Here is a 14,679-nt window from a genome sequence, read left to right on the forward strand (position 1 = left end):
CCCTCGCCCGAGCCAGACCCCGGTGCACGGGAAACGGGGTTCACACCCCGGCGGTCTCCTGGTCCGGCACCAAGCCCAGCGCAGCGTCCCGTGCGAACTCGACCTCCCGCCGCAGCAGCCGGAACCACATGAAGACCACGAAGCCGGCGAAGACGAACCACTCGCCGGTGTAGCCGAGGTTCTGGAAGGCCTTGAGGTCCAGGCCCGAGCCGGCGGGGGCGGTCGCCGGGACGGGCTTCATCCCCGCGGCCCCCTTGTTGAGGGTGACCCAGGCGTCGTACACCCGGTACGGCACCAGGTTCACCAGCGACGCCGAGCTGATCGCCGCCGTCTGCCCGGCCGGCAGGCCGCCCGCCGCGCTGACGCCGTTGTCCCCGGGCGTCTCGGAGGCCTGGAGCGCCCCGGTGACGGTGACCTGGCCGGCCGGCGCGGCGGGCGCCTCGGCCGGGTCCGCGGTGCCGGGCAGCCAGCCGCGTACGACCGGCAGGGCCCGCCCGGAGTCGGTGCGCAGCAGGGTCAGCACGTAGAAGCCGTTCTTGCCGTCCAGTTCCCGGTCGGGCACAAGCAGCTGCTTGCCGTACCGCCCGGTCGCGGTGACCTGCTTGCCCGAGGTGTTCTGGTCCACGGGCAGCAGCCGGTCCAGCGGCCGGGCCGCCTCGTGCCGGTCGGACACGGCCCGCTCGCTCGCGTCGCGGTGGTCCTGCACCCTCGTCTCGAACCGGCTCAGCTGCCAGGACCCCATGAAGACGCAGAACGGGATGGCGAGCAGCACGAAGACGTTGATGCCCCACCAGCGGGGTGTCAGCAGAAAGCGGTACACGCCGTCAACGGTACGGGGGCCCGTCGGCGTCCCCGGACCCGGGAGGCCTTCGGGGGCGCGTGATCGCAAAAGTTATCCACAGGCTGCGCATACCCACCAGCTATTTGCCGTCGTGGACGGGCAGTATGGGCGCATGACTGGGGCCATGAGTGAGAGCAACATGCCGGACTGGGAGAAGCGCTTTCGGGCGCCGCGGGTTTCGCTGCCCGACTGGGCGGAGGACGCGCCGCACCGCTCCCTGTTCGTGTCGAACGCGACGGGGACGTACGAGCTGTACGCCTGGGACCGCACGAGTGGAGAGCAGCGCCAGGTGACGTCCCGGCCGAACGGCACGACGGACGGCGTGCTCTCCCCGGACGGCGCCTGGATCTGGTGGTTCGACGACAAGGACGGCGACGAGTTCGGGGTGTGGCGCCGCCAGCGGTTCACGGGCGGCGAGGACGAACTGGCCACCCCGGGCCTGGAGCCCTCCTACCCGGCGGGCCTGGCCCTGTCCCGGGACGGGCGTACGGCGGTCGTCGGGCGCTCGACGGACGACGAGGGTTCGACCATCCACGTGGCGAGAGAGGGCGAGGCGCCCTTCGAGCTGTACCGCCACCGGGAGTCGGCGGGCGTCGGTGACCTCTCCCACGACGGCTCCCTGATCGCCATCGAGCACACGGAGCACGGCGACGCGATGCACTCGGCGCTGCGCGTGCTGCGCCCGGACGGCACGGTGGTCGCCGAGCTGGACGACACCAAGGACGGCACGGAGGAGCTGGGCCTTGAGGTGCTGGGCTTCGCCCCGCTCGACGGCGACACGCGGCTGCTCATCGGGCACCAGCGGCGCGGCCGGTGGGAGCCGCTGGTCTGGGACGTCGCCTCGGGTGACGAGACGGACCTGGTGCTGGACCTGCCGGGCGATGTGAGCGCGGAGTGGTATCCGGACGGTACGGCGCTGCTCGTCGCCCACGGTTTCAAGGCCCGCAGCGAGGTGTTCCGGTACGACCTGGGCAGCCGCGAGCTGACGCGGATCCCCACTCCGCGGGGCACGGTCTCCGGTGCGACGGCCCGCCCCGACGGCAGCGTGGAGTACCTCTGGTCCTCGGCGGCCGAGCCGTCGTCGGTCCGTTCGACCACGGGCCGGGTGGTCCTGGACCCGCCGGGCCTGAAGTGCCCGGGTTCGGTTCCGGTGGAGGACGTGTGGGTCGAGGGGCCCGGCGGCCGTATCCACGCCCTGATCCAGAAGCCGGCCGGCGCGACGGGCCCGCTGCCCACCGTCTTCGATCTGCACGGCGGCCCGACCTGGCACGACAGCGACGCCTTCGCCGCGAGCCCGGCGGCCTGGGTGGACCACGGCTACGCGGTGGTCAGGATCAACTACCGGGGCTCCACGGGCTACGGCCGGGCCTGGACGGACGCGCTGAAGCACCGGGTCGGTCTGATCGAGCTGGAGGACGTGGCCGCGGTCCGCGAGTGGGCGGTCTCCTCCGGGCTCGCCGACCCCGAGCGGCTGATCCTGACCGGTGCCTCCTGGGGCGGCTATCTCACCCTGCTCGGCATCGGCACCCAGCCGGCCTTCTGGACCCTGGGCATCGCCGTCGTCCCGGTCGCCGACTACGTCACCGCGTACCACGACGAGATGGAAGCCCTGAAGGCCATGGACCGCACCCTCCTGGGCGGCACCCCGGAGGAGGTCCCCGACCGCTTCGAGGCGTCCTCCCCCCTCACCTACGTCGACCAGGTCGAGGCGCCCGTCTACATCTCCGCCGGTGTCAACGACCCGCGCTGCCCGATCCGCCAGATCGACAACTACGTCAAGCGCCTGGAGTCCCGTGGGGCCGTCCACGAGGTGTACCGCTACGACGCGGGGCACGGATCGCTGGTGGTGGACGAGCGGATCAAGCAGGTGCGGCTGGAGCTGGACTTCGCGGCGCGGCATCTGAAGCCGGCGGATTGACGGCGGAGTGACGTATGGGGGCCGTGCGTGTCGGCGCGGCACGGCCCCGGTCCGGTGGACTGTCTGCAATGCGACTTAGTGCAATGCGACTTACGTTTCTTTTTCAGTCGGGTTATCCGTGCCGCTTTCGATCCGGAAGAAAAGAGGGTTGTTTCAAGCGTTTTTCCGTGTGGTTGTTCACCCGATCGCCGCGCATCCAAGTGAAAAGGGCCGACGTTAGTCGGGCATGGCTAATGCAAGCGATCCTGGCGAGTCGGTCGGCCTGTACGGGGTGACGGTGGGGCCGTACGTCTATACTCCGGGAATCCTCAGTAAGGATGGTGTGCCTGTCGTACTTCAGGTCACCGACCCGTTGCTGGAGAATTTCCTCACCGCGGTCCGGAAGCTGGAATCCGACCTCGCCGGTCGCTGGGCCTGCGCCCTGTCATTCTCATGAACGACGAGCGCTACGGCCGTGTGTGGCACGGCACCACCGACTACCTGGACGAGTTCGACGATTCCTCGCCGGACCCGGCTTGGGACCCGGCCTGGGACCCGGCCGAGGAACTCGCCTACCTGCTGCAGAAGGCCAGCCAGGAGGAAGCCGCGCGGTCCGTGCCGCACCCTCGTGACGAGGCGTCGGTCACCGCCCCTCCGGCCGGCAGCCCCATGAGGCACCTTCAGGACATCCAGGCCGATCTGCCGCCGGTGCGGGGGCCCCGCCGGGGGCATCGCAGGATTCCGGCGCACCGGCGCGTCGGCGGGCTGCGCATCGCCAGCTTCCTCATCGCGGCACTGGCCGCGATCATCGTGTCGATGGTGAGCGTCTTCAGCGGCCTGGCCACCTATGAGCCGTTGCTCGTCGTCACCTCGCACGACCAGGGCGGCTCCGACGCCTGGTGGCCGATGCTGGTCTACGGGCCCTGGATGGCGGGGTCGCTGTCCATCCTGCGGGCGGCGCTGCACCAGCGGCGCGCCGTGCACTCGTGGTTCGTCGTGCTGCTCTTCTCCTCCGTCGCGGTACTGCTCTGCGTCGTCCAGGCGCCCCGGACCATCGAGGACACGGCGGCGGCGGCCCTGCCAGGAGTCGCGGCACTGGCCTGCTTCCAGCAACTGGTCCGCCAGATCACCCTGACCCGCCCACCCCGACGCGCCACCCCACGGCACCGATCGCGGGCCGCCCAGGAACACTTGGCGTCCCCGCCCGCTCCCGGCGGCGGGGAACCAAAGTGACTTGAGGACCCGTCCGGCAGCCTCTGACCGGCGCCCGCTCAGCCCGCCGGTTGCGGTGGCCGGGCGGGCGTTCCGCGTCGGCGGAGCAGGTCCGCCGGTCCCTGGCCGGGGGGAGTCGTTGTGGCCCCGCCCGTCCGGCAGGCTCTGGTCGGTGTCCGGTCAGGGCACCGGTTGCGGTGGCTGGGTGGGTGTTCCGCGTCGGCCCAGGAGTTCTGCCAGGCCTCGGCGGGTGGCCGCGAGCAGTACCCGGTCCTCCGGTCGCAGTACGTACTGCTCGTCCGCTTGCGGTCGTCCCTCCAGGGCCAGGACCCGCCAGGCCCCGGCCCGGAAGGCCGCCTGGACGGTGCGGCCCTCCAGTTGGGGATGGCCGCCGACGTCGACCACCGCGAACAGCAGCACCCGCCGTTCCACGGGGATCGCCCCGAGGATCTGGCGCCCGAGCATCGCCCCGGCGAAGGCGGGTGCGGCCAGGTGGGTCACGCTGCGGCTGCGGGTCTGGGCCTGGGGGTGCGCGGCCCGCAGGGTGCGGTACACGGCGGTCGCGAAGTCGTCGTCGTACAGCCGCAGGACCACGCGCAGATCCGGGCGTACGGACCGCGCGTACAGCACCGCCTCCAGGTTGGTGGTGTCCGCGCTGGTCACCGCCAGCAGGGCGTGCGCGCGGTGGATCTTGGCGGCCTCCAGGACCCCTTCCTGCGTCACATCGCCCAGCACCACCGGCACCCGCAGCCGCCGGGCCACCGCCAGCCCTCGCGCCTCGGGGCCGGCCTCCACGCACACCACCGGGATGCCCAGCTCCCGCAGCCGCACCAGCACCCGCGTGCCGATCTTGCCCAGGCCCAGCAGCACCACGTGCCCGCCCAGCCCGCGGGGCGGTTTGCGCAGGCCGGACGCGGTGCGGAAGGTGCCCAGGGCCTCGAGGACCGCGGCCAGCAGTACGGGTAGCAGCAGCAACCCCACCAGCCCGGACAGCAGTTGCAGGATCTGCCGCCCGAGCGACTTGCCGATGGCCGGGTCGTCGATCGCGAACATGTCCAGCAGCGTCAGATAGAAGGCGCTGAGCGGATGGATCCCGGTCACCACCGACAGGGCGACCGCGAGCGCCACCACGCACCCCACCATCCCGGCCAGCGACCACCGCAGCCGCGGCGAGAACAGCGAGGCGAACGGCGGTACGACGCCGACCCCGCGCCCCGCCGTCAGCGGCGCCCCGGCGGAGTACGACACCTGCTCCAGCACCACCGACGCGCGCCCGGCGGCGTCCCGTACCTGAGCCGCGTCGGGCAGCAGTCGCGGCCCCTGCTCCCCGCTGCCCTCGGCCCCGTCGGCCCCGGCCGGATCGCTGCTGGACAGCAACGCCAGCGTGCACAGCCCCGGGTCGGCGACCTGCCCCGGCCGCGCCGGCGGACGCTCCACCGCGCGCAGCAGCAGCCCGTCGGTCTGTACGACCTTGCTGGTGCCGGCGACCGCGGTGGCCGCCAGCGCGGGCGCGGCGGTGTCGGCGTCGGACAGCACGACCGTGGACGCCTCCCCGGCGGCGGCGTCGTTCCCGGCCAACGTGGCGGCCTGGTCGAGGAGTTCCTCGATGTGCTGGCCCAACCGCCGGTTGTAGAGCCGCAGGACGAGCCGCAGCCGTGGATTGAGTCGCCGGGCGGTGAGCGCGGCACGGATGTTGGTCTCGTCGTCCTCGTACACGAGCGCCAGCGCGACCGCCTGTTCGACGCCCGCCTCGGCGAGCACCGTCTCGCCGGGTTCGGTGGCCTCCAACAGCCGCTCGCCCCGCGGCGGTTCACCCCCGCCCCCGTTGCCGCCGGTGCCGCCCGGAGTCCCGGGGCCGCGGCCCACCGCGGCGTTCACCACCCGGTCGAGCAGCGCCGCCGACGCGGCCCGTGCCCGCCCCACGACCGGTGGGCGTGCCGTGCGTTCGTTCGGCGGTACGACGAGCGTCACCTGCTCCCCGTACACCCCGCGCAACTCGGCCGCCAGCCGGTGCGCGAGCCCGTCGTCCCCGCACACCACCATGTGCGCGGGCGCACCACTGTGCCCACCACCGTGCCCACCTTGATACGGAACGCTCGCCACAAGGGAAAAGAGTGCCCCAACGGGACGGGTGGTTCCAGCAATCAACTGAACGCCGAGCGCCCGCGTGCCGTACTGAAGGGGAGGGAGAAGACGCACCCAGATCGCGGACCAGCGCCCGCACGCGGAGGTACCCCACCCGTGGCCATCACCGAAGAAGCCCCGCCCGGGCGGGCCCCCCAGGATGCCGGCGCGCCGCCCGGCGGCGGGAAGCGGCCGGAGCAGGACGGCTGGCACCTCAACTCCCCGCTCGCCCTGACCCTGTTGCTGGTCCTCGTGGTGGTCGTCCAGGGCCCGATCCGCGGGGCGCTGTCGGCCCCGGTGATGCAGAGCTGGATGACGGTGTTCGTGGCGGTGGTCGTGCAGGCCCTGCCCTTCCTCGCGTTCGGTGTCCTGCTGTCGGCGGGGATCGCGGTGTTCGTGCCGCCGTCGTTCTTCGCCCGCGCGCTGCCCAGCCGGCCCGCTCTCGCCGTGCCGGTCGCCGGGATGGCGGGCGCGGTGCTGCCGGGCTGCGAGTGCGCGTCCGTGCCGGTGGCCGGGGCACTGGTCCGGCGCGGGGTCACGCCCGCCGCGGCGATCGCGTTCCTGCTCTCCGCCCCGGCGATCAACCCGATCGTGCTGACCGCCACCGCCGTCGCCTTCCCGCGCAATCCCGAGATGGTGCTCGGCCGGTTCGCCGCGAGCCTGCTGGTGGCGTGCGCGATGGGCTGGCTGTGGCAGCGGATCGGCCGTACCGACTGGATCCGGCAGCCCGAGCACGCCGGGCACGAGGGACAGAGCAAGGGCGAGGCGTTCTGGGGCTCGGTCCGGCACGACCTGATGCACGCCGGGGGCTTCCTGGTGCTCGGCGCGATGGCCGCGGCGACGCTGAAGGCGGTGGCCCCGGCGAGCTGGCTGCGTACCGCGGCCGGCAACCCGGCGGTCTCGGTCCTGGCCCTGGCGGTGCTCGCCGTACTGCTGTCGATCTGCTCGGAGGCGGACGCGTTCGTGGCGGCCTCGCTCACCCAGTTCTCGCTCACGGCCAAGCTGGCGTTCCTGGTGGTCGGCCCGATGATCGACCTGAAGCTGTTCGCGATGCAGGCGGGCACCTTCGGCCGGGGCTTCGCCCTGCGCTTCGCCCCCGCCACCTTCGCCCTCGCCATCGTGGGCGCGGTGCTGACCGGGGCGGTGCTGCTGTGAACCGGCAGGCACAGGCGGCGGTCCTGTTCCTGACCGGTGCGGCCCTGCTGCACGCGGGCCTCACCGGCCTCTACCTGCGGTATGTGAAGGCGGGCCTGCAACCGCTGCTGCTGCTGGCCGGCACGCTGCTGATCGTGACGGCGCTGGCGACGGCCTGGTACGAGTGGAAACGCACCCGCCGGGGGCCGCACACCGGCGAGGCCACGAACGAGAGCGCACCCGAGGACGACGGCCACGGCCACGCGCACCCCGAGCCCCGTATCTCCTGGCTGCTGATCCTCCCCCTCCTCGCCCTCATCCTGGTCGCCCCGCCCGCCCTGGGCTCCTACAGCGCCATGCGCACCGGCACCGCCCTGCAACATCCGTACGGCTACATGTCCCTGCCCGCCGAGAACCCGGTGCCGATCGGCCTGGTCGACTACGCGGGCCGCGCGGTCTACGACCACGGCCGCTCCCTCGGCGGCCGCCAGGTCCGCATCACCGGGTTCGTCGCCCTGGACCGCACCGGCGCCCCGTACCTGGTCCGGATGGCCCTCAACTGCTGTGCCGCCGACGCCCAGCCGGTGAAGATCGGTCTGACCGGGAAGATCCCGCCGGTACTGCAACCCGACAGCTGGCTGGAGGTGACGGGCACGTACACGCCGAAGCAGGCCAAGGACCCGGTCAACAACGGCCCGATCCCGTTCCTGAAGATCACCGCCGCCCGCCCGGTGCCCACCCCGCACGATCCGTACGACGAGACGTGGAACACCTGATTCCCGGGGCGGGGCTCACTGGTCCGCCGTCTCCCCTCGGCCGCCGCCCTCGCCGCCGTTGAAGTCGTACGGCCCGCCGCCGCGCCACTCGATCAGTTCGGGATCGTCGACGGCCTGGTCCTCGGCGGGCAGACCCGCACGGTGTACGAGGTCCAGCACGTCGAACAGGTCGTACGCCGTCCCCACGCGCTCACCGCGCACCGTCACCTGCCGCCCACCGTCCGCGGCCGGCGGCAGCACCACCACTGGAGGACCCGTGCTCATGCCACCACCATGCGCCCGGCGCGCGCAAAACGCAGCACGTCACAGAGGCCTGGCCGGCCAGTCCAGCAGCCGGGCGCCGATCACCGCGGTCTGCAACATGTAGCGGTGGGCGGGGTCGGACGGATCGGCGCCGGTGAGGCGGTGGATGCGGTCCAGCCGGTAGGTCAGGGCGCGCACGCTCAGTGACAGCCGGCGGGCGGCCTCCGCGGCCACACAGCCGCAGTCGAAATAGGCCGTAAGGGTGTCCAGGAGCGGCTGGGCGCCGCCCCGGGCGGTGGTGAGCGGGCCCAGGGCGGCGCGCACGAGGTCGGCCATGGCCTGCCGGTCGCGGAAGAGGACGGGGTAGACGAGTAAGTCGGCGGCGCGCAGGACCGGGTCCTCCAGCTGGAGCCGCTCGGCCAGCTCCAGCGTGTTGAGGGCCTCCTCGTACGACTGGACGACCCCGCCGGCGCCGGGCTGCGGGCGGCCGACGGCGACCCGGCCGCCGTCCGTGGCCGCGTGCACCTGCTTGGCGAAGTGGGTGAGGATCTCGTCCTGGTCGCCGGGCGCGACGCACAGCATGTGGCCGCCCTTGGTGGTGAGCAGGATGCTGCGGTCGCCGAACCGGGCGATGAGGGAGCGTTCCACCTGCCGGGGGAGCGGGCCGCTCTCGTCGTACGGCGCCGGCCCCTGCGCGACGGCGACCGCGTGGGTCTGGGACAGGCGCAGCCCGAAGCGTTCGGCGCGTTCGGCGAGGCGGCCCAGGTCGCTGCGGCCGTAGAGCAGGTCGTCGATGAACTCCCGGCGGGCGGCCTCCTCCTGGCGTACGGCGTGCCGCTGGGCGCGTTCGTAGCCCTCGGCGAAGGCGTCGACGACCTGCTGCACGGCGGCCAGGGCGCTGTCGGTCGAGCCGGGGGCGCCGGGCCAGGCGGCGCGGGTGGCGGCCAGATGGGCCCGGACCAGGGCGCGCAGTCCGTGGCCGGCCTCGGCGGCCTGTTCGCCCAGGACACGCCGGGCCTCGATCTCGTCCCGGGTGAGGCGGCGGCCGGTGGCGGAGACGTCGGCCAGCAGCTGGGCATACCCCCGGAGATACTGGTCGGGTATCTCGTACTCCGTCACGTCGTCCCCCCGGATTTTGACGTGCCGGTGACGCTTTCTTAGCGGTCCCGGCACGCTGACCCTAGTGAACACTGCCGGAAACCGGCAATGCGCCGGTGTGCGCGGGGGTCGCGAACTGTTGCTGGCTGACAGTGGTTGGGCGTGTTCTGGTGTGCATGAGTGAGTGTCTCGGGATGGCGTCCCGCCGAGTGGTGTAGCCGATCAAGCTGGCGGAATCCCAGGTCGCGACCCGAATCGCCTTCCTCGGAGGCCGTGTTGAGGCTCCCCGAGCCGGGACCAGCGGTGATCGCACGACGGAATCGCGGCACGAGCCGGACGGCTCCGAAGCGGAGGCGACGGACCGTGATCGGCTACACCACGACGGGGGACACGACCTGTCTCGGTCACATCGTGTATGTGCGCCTGGTCGAGGAACGGAAGTTCTTGCATCGAATGCGTGACCTTCGCGGGCGGTGTGCGTTGAGCGTTGTGACGGGTTCCTCGGTACCGGGCAGGGGGTGGGGCGGTGGGCGGGTTGCGTGTGGTGGCGGCTTCGTTCGTGGTGCCGGGCCCGTCCGGGGTGGCGATTCGGGACAGTCTCAAGGGGCTGACCGAGCGGGACGAGAAGGTCCTGGGCCTGGTCGGTGGCCTGCTCGGTTCCCTGGCCTCCCGTGATCTGAAGGCCCGCTGCGCGGCCGGGCTCGATCACGACAGTGGTCGGTGGGCGGAGCGTAAGCGTGCTCTGACCGTGGAGTCCTCCTCGCGCTGGGCGGGCAGCATCACCAAGGCCACGCATGACCAGTGGGCGCTGGCCCGGCGCGGTCAGCTCGCCCACGTCCGCGACCTCCAGGCAGGCGTGGACACGATCATGTACCGGCTGTCGCTGCCCCTCGGAGCCAAGGGCTCCGAGGGTCGGCCGGGCGGTTACCGCTCGAAACGGGAGTGGTTCGCCAAGTCCCGGCGCCTGCACCTGCTCGAAGACCGCCTGGAGCAGCAACGCGCCCAGTGCGATGCCGGACGGGTACGGGTGGTGCGCGGCGGGAAGAAACTGCTGCGTGCCCGGCACAACCTCCAGGCCGCCCACCTGAGCGAGGCCGCATGGCGGCGCCGGTGGGAGGCGGAGCGCTGGTTCTGCCAGGCCGACGGCGAGTCCGGCAAGCGGTACGGCAACGAGACCATCCGGGTCAGCCCGGACGGAGAGGTGAGCATCAAACTCCCGGCGCCGCTGGCCCACCTGGCCAACGCACCGCACGGCCGGTACGTGCTCGCCTGCCGGGTCGGTTTCCGGCACCGGGGCGAGCAGTGGGCCGACCGGATCACCGCCAACCGGGCCGTGGCCTACCGCATCCACCACGACGTCGGCCGTAACCGCTGCTACCTGACCGCCTCCTGGCAGAACCAGCCGGTGCAGATGGTGCCGCTTCACGCCTTACGCGCCTCGGGGCTGGCCGGTGTGGACATGAATGCCGACCATCTGGCCGCCTGGCGCCTGGACGCCCACGGCAATCCGGTCGGTGCCCCGCGCAGGTTCGACTACGACCTATCCGGCAGCGCACCGCACCGCGACGCCCAGGTCCGCCACGCCCTGATCCGCCTGCTGCACTGGGCCCAACGCCATGGCCTGGCACTCGCGATCGAGGACCTGGACTTCCACGCGGAGAAATCCCGGGAGAAGCACGGGCGGCGCAAACGGTTCCGCCGGCTGATCTCCGGCCTGCCGACGGCCAGGCTGCGTGCGCGGCTGGTGTCCATGGCCGCGGAACTCGGCATCCCCCTGGTCGCCGTCGACCCGGCCTACACCTCCCGCTGGGGCGCCCAGCACTGGCAGCGGCCCCTGACCACCACAACCCGCAAGACCACACGCCACGATGCTGCCGCCGTGGCCATCGGACGACGCGCCCTGGGACACCCGATCCGGCGACGGACGGCACCGCCCCCACCACACCAGCGTGATGCGGTGGGGCATCGGACCGTCCAGGCCCGACCGGAGGCCCCGGGGCGTGAGGAAACCCGCCCCCGCATTCCCGGACCACGGACACGATCCGTCGGCGCCGGACGCGGAGCGAAAGCGGGGGACCAGTGTGCCCACAACCGTTCGGGGCACGCGGCTGAGCACGAGTCCTGGCACCAGGACTCACTCCCGCTCAGTCTTTAGGAACGGTGCACCATGACCCCCGGAGCCCCGGAGCCGTCGCACCGGGTGTACGGCGGGAGCTGCTGCTGGGGTGGCCACCCGCGAGTTGCCGGGGGCGGCTCACGTTCATCGACGGGTTCGTGGCCACATGGCAGAGTTCCGTGGGCCTTCCGCAGCCGGCGACCGCCGGCCACCGACCGGTCGCCGGCTGAACCGGCCCGGCCCGGGCCCCGGTGTCGTCCCTGAGGTGTAGCCGCAGGATGTACGGCGCGCCTCGGGGACGGCCATCGGGGAGGACGCCCCGCCGTGGGCGCCCCGGTGACAATGATCCGGTGACGGACAACAGGGGGGTCGGCGGGTTACGCGGCGCGGTGGCCGTACTGACGCGCCGGACGGCCACGCTGCCCCGGCTGACCAGGCGCACCGCGCTCTTCGACGCGGCGCTGGCACTCGCCCTGGCCGTCGCCGCCACCGACTACGCGCTCGGCGCCGGGGTCGGCCGGAGCTACGTGGTCGTCGACGGGGTGCTCAGGGCCCGCACCGGCGCGGACAGCTGGGCCGGAGCGGTGGGCCCGGCGCTCCTGGCCACCCTTCCCCTGGCGCTGCGCGGACGTTACCCGCTCTCCGTGCTGTGGGTGGTGATCGGCGCCGGGCTGCTGGCCCCGGACGGTGAGGCCCGGATCATCTTCTACGCCTTCGTCGTCGCCGCGTACAGCGCCGTCGCGCACAGCCCGTACCGCGCCGCGACCTTGCTCAGCCTGGCCCCCGCGCTGCTGGTACTCGCTGCGACCGGTGATGCCGGGGTGCCCACCATCCCGAACGCTTACATGCCTTTGCTGGTCCTCGTTCCGCTGACGGCGACCGGGTACGGCATGCGCAACTGGCGTGCGCGGGCCGAGGAACGGCAGACGAGGATGGCGGAGCTCGAACGCGAGCGGGAGCGGGAACTGCGGCGGGCGGTCGAGCGGGAGCGGGCCCGGATCGCGCGCGAGCTGCACGACGTGGTCACCCACAACGTCAGCGTGATGATCATCCAGGCCGGTGCCGCCCGCAAGGTCCTGGACGCCGCCCCCGACCGCACCCACGAGGCACTGCTCGCCATCGAGGCCGGCGGCCGGGCGGCGATGACGGAGCTGCGGCACGTGATGGGCCTGCTCACGATGGACTCCGAGGACTCCGAGGACGCCGGAGACTCCGGGCAGGAAGGTGCCGCCGCGCCGGCCGCCGGGACGGACCTCGCCCCGCCCCCCGGCTTGGCCCGGCTGGAGTCCCTCGTCGACCGGGTGCGCGCCTCCGGCCTGCCGGTCGAACTGACCGTCACGGGGCCGGGCCACCCCGTTGGCCACCCCGTGCCGCCCGGGATCGACCTCGCCGCGTACCGAGTCGTCCAAGAGGCCCTCACCAACACGATGAAGCACGCGACCGGGGCCACCGCGACCGTGATCGTCTCCCACACCGGCACACACCTCGCCATCGAGGTCCGGGACACCGGAGGTCCCCCGAGCCCCCGCGCCGCCACCGGCAACGGCCACGGCCTGCTGGGCCTGCGCGAACGCATGACCCTGTACGACGGCACACTCCACTCGGGCCCCACCGCCGAAGGCGGCTACCGGGTCACGGCCCGCATCCCCCTGCCGCCCCCGGAGACGGCGATCACCCCCGAAGACGGCCACGCCCCCGGTGATCCGACGCGCGTGAACCGGTCGTAGCTGGTCTGATGGTTCAGGGGGTGTCCTTACGTCCCCGCACCCCGGGAGACCCCGATGAGTACGCACCGAGTCGCGCAGGTGGCCGAGTCCGGTGGCCGTTTCGAGATCGTCGAGCGTGCGGTGCCGGAGCCGGGCCCGCGCCATGTACGGATCAGCGTGGACGCCTGCGGTGTCTGCCACAGCGATGCCCTGTTCGTGCACGCGGTCATGCCGGGGGTCCGTTTCCCGGTGGTCCCCGGCCACGAGATCGCCGGGCGCATCGACAAGGTCGGCGAGGGAACGGACGGCGTCTGGCGGGTGGGCGACCGGGTGGCGGTGGGCTGGTTCGGCGGCAGCTGCGGCCACTGCCTCCCCTGCCGGCAGGGGGACTTCATCATGTGCGAGAACCTGAAGGTCCCCGGCTGGGCGTACGACGGGGGCTACGCCGAGAAGGTGATCGCCCCGGAGGACGCCCTGGCCCGCATTCCCGACGCTCTGGCGGCGCCCGACGCGGCACCGCTGGCCTGTGCCGGCGTCACGGTGTTCAACGGATTGCGGCACAGCCCGGCACGCCCCGGCGACCTGGTCGCCGTACTGGGCATCGGCGGTCTGGGCCACCTGGGAGTGCGGTACGCGGCGGCCATGGGCTTCGAAACCGTGGCCATCGCCCGCGGCGCCGACAAGGCCGACTTCGCCAAGCAGCTCGGCGCCCACCACTACATCGACAGCACCTCGGCCACCCCCGTCGCGGACGCCCTGCAGTCCCTCGGCGGCGCCCGGGTGGTCCTGGCCACCGCCGCCAACTCCGACGCGATCACGGCGACCCTGGAGGGGCTCGGCCACCGGGGCGAGCTGATGGTCCTCGGCGCGGACGTCGAGCCCATGCGGATCAGCCCCACCCAGCTCATCATGGGCGGCAGAGTCGTCCACGGCCATGCGTCCGGCACCGCCCAGGACATCCAGGACACGATGGCCTTCAGCGCCCTGCACAGCATCCGCCCGATGACCGAGCCCGTCCCCCTGGACCAGGCCGACGCGGCCTACCAGCGGATGATGTCCGGCGCGGCCCGCTTCCGGATGGTGCTCACCATGTCGTGAGGGGTCGGCCGAGACGCGGGAGGATGGAAGAGGCACATCCATACCGACTCGAAGGAGAGGAGGAGACGGGATGACCACCGCAGCTCAGACCGTGCTCGAGCCCACCGCGCGGGTACGGGCCCAGAAAGGGCAGCAGACCTGGCGCCCCCCGGGCCCGCGCACGACCACAGGGAGTCCGCAGGCCCGGCGGGAGCGTGCCGAAGAGGCGCATCCTGACGGCGCGGGCCTCCACCTGCGTACCCGTACGTTCCGCCCGCCGGTTCCGATCCCGTACCTCAGCAGGGAGGAACTGTCCGCCCGGGACCTGGCCTTCTACGGGGGCCTCGGAGTACTCACCGTGGCCGGGGCCCTGGAATGGCCGGTCGCCCTGGCCATCGGCGGAGCCACCTGGCTGCTGCGCGGCAGGCGCAAGGAAGAACAGCACTGACGCAGCC

The 14,679-nt window shown here is 72.6% G+C and carries 12 protein-coding genes; 8 read left to right on the plus strand and 4 right to left on the minus strand.

Annotated elements, in window-relative coordinates; genetic code table 11:
* Positions 1-40: 40 nt before the first annotated feature.
* Positions 41-820 carry an SURF1 family protein gene (locus tag ACH45E_RS10470; RefSeq protein ID WP_361446242.1) on the minus strand — a complete coding sequence of 260 codons (780 nt, stop codon included), beginning with the start codon at positions 818-820 and terminating at the stop codon, positions 41-43.
* 145 nt (positions 821-965) lie between these two features.
* On the opposite strand from ACH45E_RS10470, the gene ACH45E_RS10475 reads away from it, so the two are divergent.
* Both ACH45E_RS10475 and ACH45E_RS10480 read left to right on the plus strand, forming a co-directional pair.
* A complete protein-coding gene (locus tag ACH45E_RS10475) occupies positions 966-2,759 on the plus strand; it encodes a prolyl oligopeptidase family serine peptidase (RefSeq protein WP_361446240.1) in 1,794 nt (597 codons plus the stop codon).
* Positions 2,760-3,191: 432 nt separating this feature from the next.
* Positions 3,192-3,971: a hypothetical protein gene (locus ACH45E_RS10480; protein ID WP_361446238.1), complete on the plus strand. Its 780-nt coding sequence runs from the start codon at positions 3,192-3,194 to the stop codon at positions 3,969-3,971.
* 159 nt (positions 3,972-4,130) lie between these two features.
* Here ACH45E_RS10480 and ACH45E_RS10485 read toward each other — a convergent pair whose 3' ends face one another.
* Positions 4,131-5,993 (minus strand): NAD-binding protein, encoded by a 1,863-nt coding sequence (locus ACH45E_RS10485; protein WP_361446236.1) that lies wholly within the window; start codon positions 5,991-5,993, stop codon positions 4,131-4,133.
* Positions 5,994-6,191: 198 nt separating this feature from the next.
* On the opposite strand from ACH45E_RS10485, the gene ACH45E_RS10490 reads away from it, so the two are divergent.
* Both ACH45E_RS10490 and ACH45E_RS10495 read left to right on the plus strand, forming a co-directional pair.
* Positions 6,192-7,229, plus strand: a complete 1,038-nt coding sequence (locus ACH45E_RS10490; protein ID WP_361446234.1) for a permease — start codon at positions 6,192-6,194, stop codon at positions 7,227-7,229.
* Positions 7,226-7,984, plus strand: a complete 759-nt coding sequence (locus ACH45E_RS10495; RefSeq protein ID WP_361446232.1) for a TIGR03943 family putative permease subunit — start codon at positions 7,226-7,228, stop codon at positions 7,982-7,984. The genes ACH45E_RS10490 and ACH45E_RS10495 overlap by 4 nt, the downstream gene beginning before the upstream one ends.
* A gap of 15 nt (positions 7,985-7,999) precedes the next feature.
* Here the strand turns inward: ACH45E_RS10495 and ACH45E_RS10500 are convergent, their stop codons facing one another.
* Together ACH45E_RS10500 and ACH45E_RS10505 are read right to left on the minus strand one after the other, a co-directional pair.
* Entirely contained in the window at positions 8,000-8,248 is a 249-nt protein-coding gene (locus ACH45E_RS10500) for a hypothetical protein (RefSeq protein WP_361446230.1), read from the minus strand.
* 39 nt (positions 8,249-8,287) lie between these two features.
* Complete coding sequence (locus tag ACH45E_RS10505) at positions 8,288-9,346, minus strand: helix-turn-helix domain-containing protein (RefSeq protein ID WP_361446228.1); 1,059 nt, start codon at positions 9,344-9,346, stop codon at positions 8,288-8,290.
* A gap of 505 nt (positions 9,347-9,851) precedes the next feature.
* Here ACH45E_RS10505 and ACH45E_RS10510 point away from each other — a divergent pair.
* The 4 genes from ACH45E_RS10510 (at position 9,852) to ACH45E_RS10525 (ending at position 14,672) form a co-directional block, all read left to right on the plus strand.
* Positions 9,852-11,480, plus strand: a complete 1,629-nt coding sequence (locus ACH45E_RS10510; protein ID WP_361446226.1) for an IS200/IS605 family accessory protein TnpB-related protein — start codon at positions 9,852-9,854, stop codon at positions 11,478-11,480.
* A 311-nt stretch (positions 11,481-11,791) separates the two neighbouring features.
* Complete coding sequence (locus ACH45E_RS10515; RefSeq protein ID WP_361446224.1) at positions 11,792-13,168, plus strand: histidine kinase; 1,377 nt, start codon at positions 11,792-11,794, stop codon at positions 13,166-13,168.
* A gap of 54 nt (positions 13,169-13,222) precedes the next feature.
* Positions 13,223-14,245, plus strand: coding sequence for an alcohol dehydrogenase (locus ACH45E_RS10520; protein WP_361446222.1), 1,023 nt, complete (start codon positions 13,223-13,225; stop codon positions 14,243-14,245).
* 70 nt (positions 14,246-14,315) lie between these two features.
* Positions 14,316-14,672 carry a hypothetical protein gene (locus ACH45E_RS10525; RefSeq protein WP_361446220.1) on the plus strand — a complete coding sequence of 119 codons (357 nt, stop codon included), beginning with the start codon at positions 14,316-14,318 and terminating at the stop codon, positions 14,670-14,672.
* The last annotated feature ends 7 nt before the right edge of the window (positions 14,673-14,679 follow it).

This window comes from Streptomyces sp. NPDC020299 (genome assembly GCF_044387825.1).
In the GTDB taxonomy this organism is placed as follows: Bacteria; Actinomycetota; Actinomycetes; order Streptomycetales; family Streptomycetaceae; genus Streptomyces.

Excerpts from the sequence above, each read along its gene's own strand:
- ACH45E_RS10475 (WP_361446240.1), top strand. The coding sequence starts at position 966 with ATGAGTGAGAGCAACATGCCGGACTGGGAGAAGCGCTTTCGGGCGCCG.
- ACH45E_RS10480 (WP_361446238.1), top strand. The coding sequence starts at position 3,192 with ATGAACGACGAGCGCTACGGCCGTGTGTGGCACGGCACCACCGACTAC.
- ACH45E_RS10485 (WP_361446236.1), bottom strand. The coding sequence starts at position 5,993 with ATGGTGGTGTGCGGGGACGACGGGCTCGCGCACCGGCTGGCGGCCGAG.
- ACH45E_RS10500 (WP_361446230.1), bottom strand. The coding sequence starts at position 8,248 with ATGAGCACGGGTCCTCCAGTGGTGGTGCTGCCGCCGGCCGCGGACGGT.
- ACH45E_RS10520 (WP_361446222.1), top strand. The coding sequence starts at position 13,223 with ATGAGTACGCACCGAGTCGCGCAGGTGGCCGAGTCCGGTGGCCGTTTC.
- ACH45E_RS10525 (WP_361446220.1), top strand. The coding sequence starts at position 14,316 with ATGACCACCGCAGCTCAGACCGTGCTCGAGCCCACCGCGCGGGTACGG.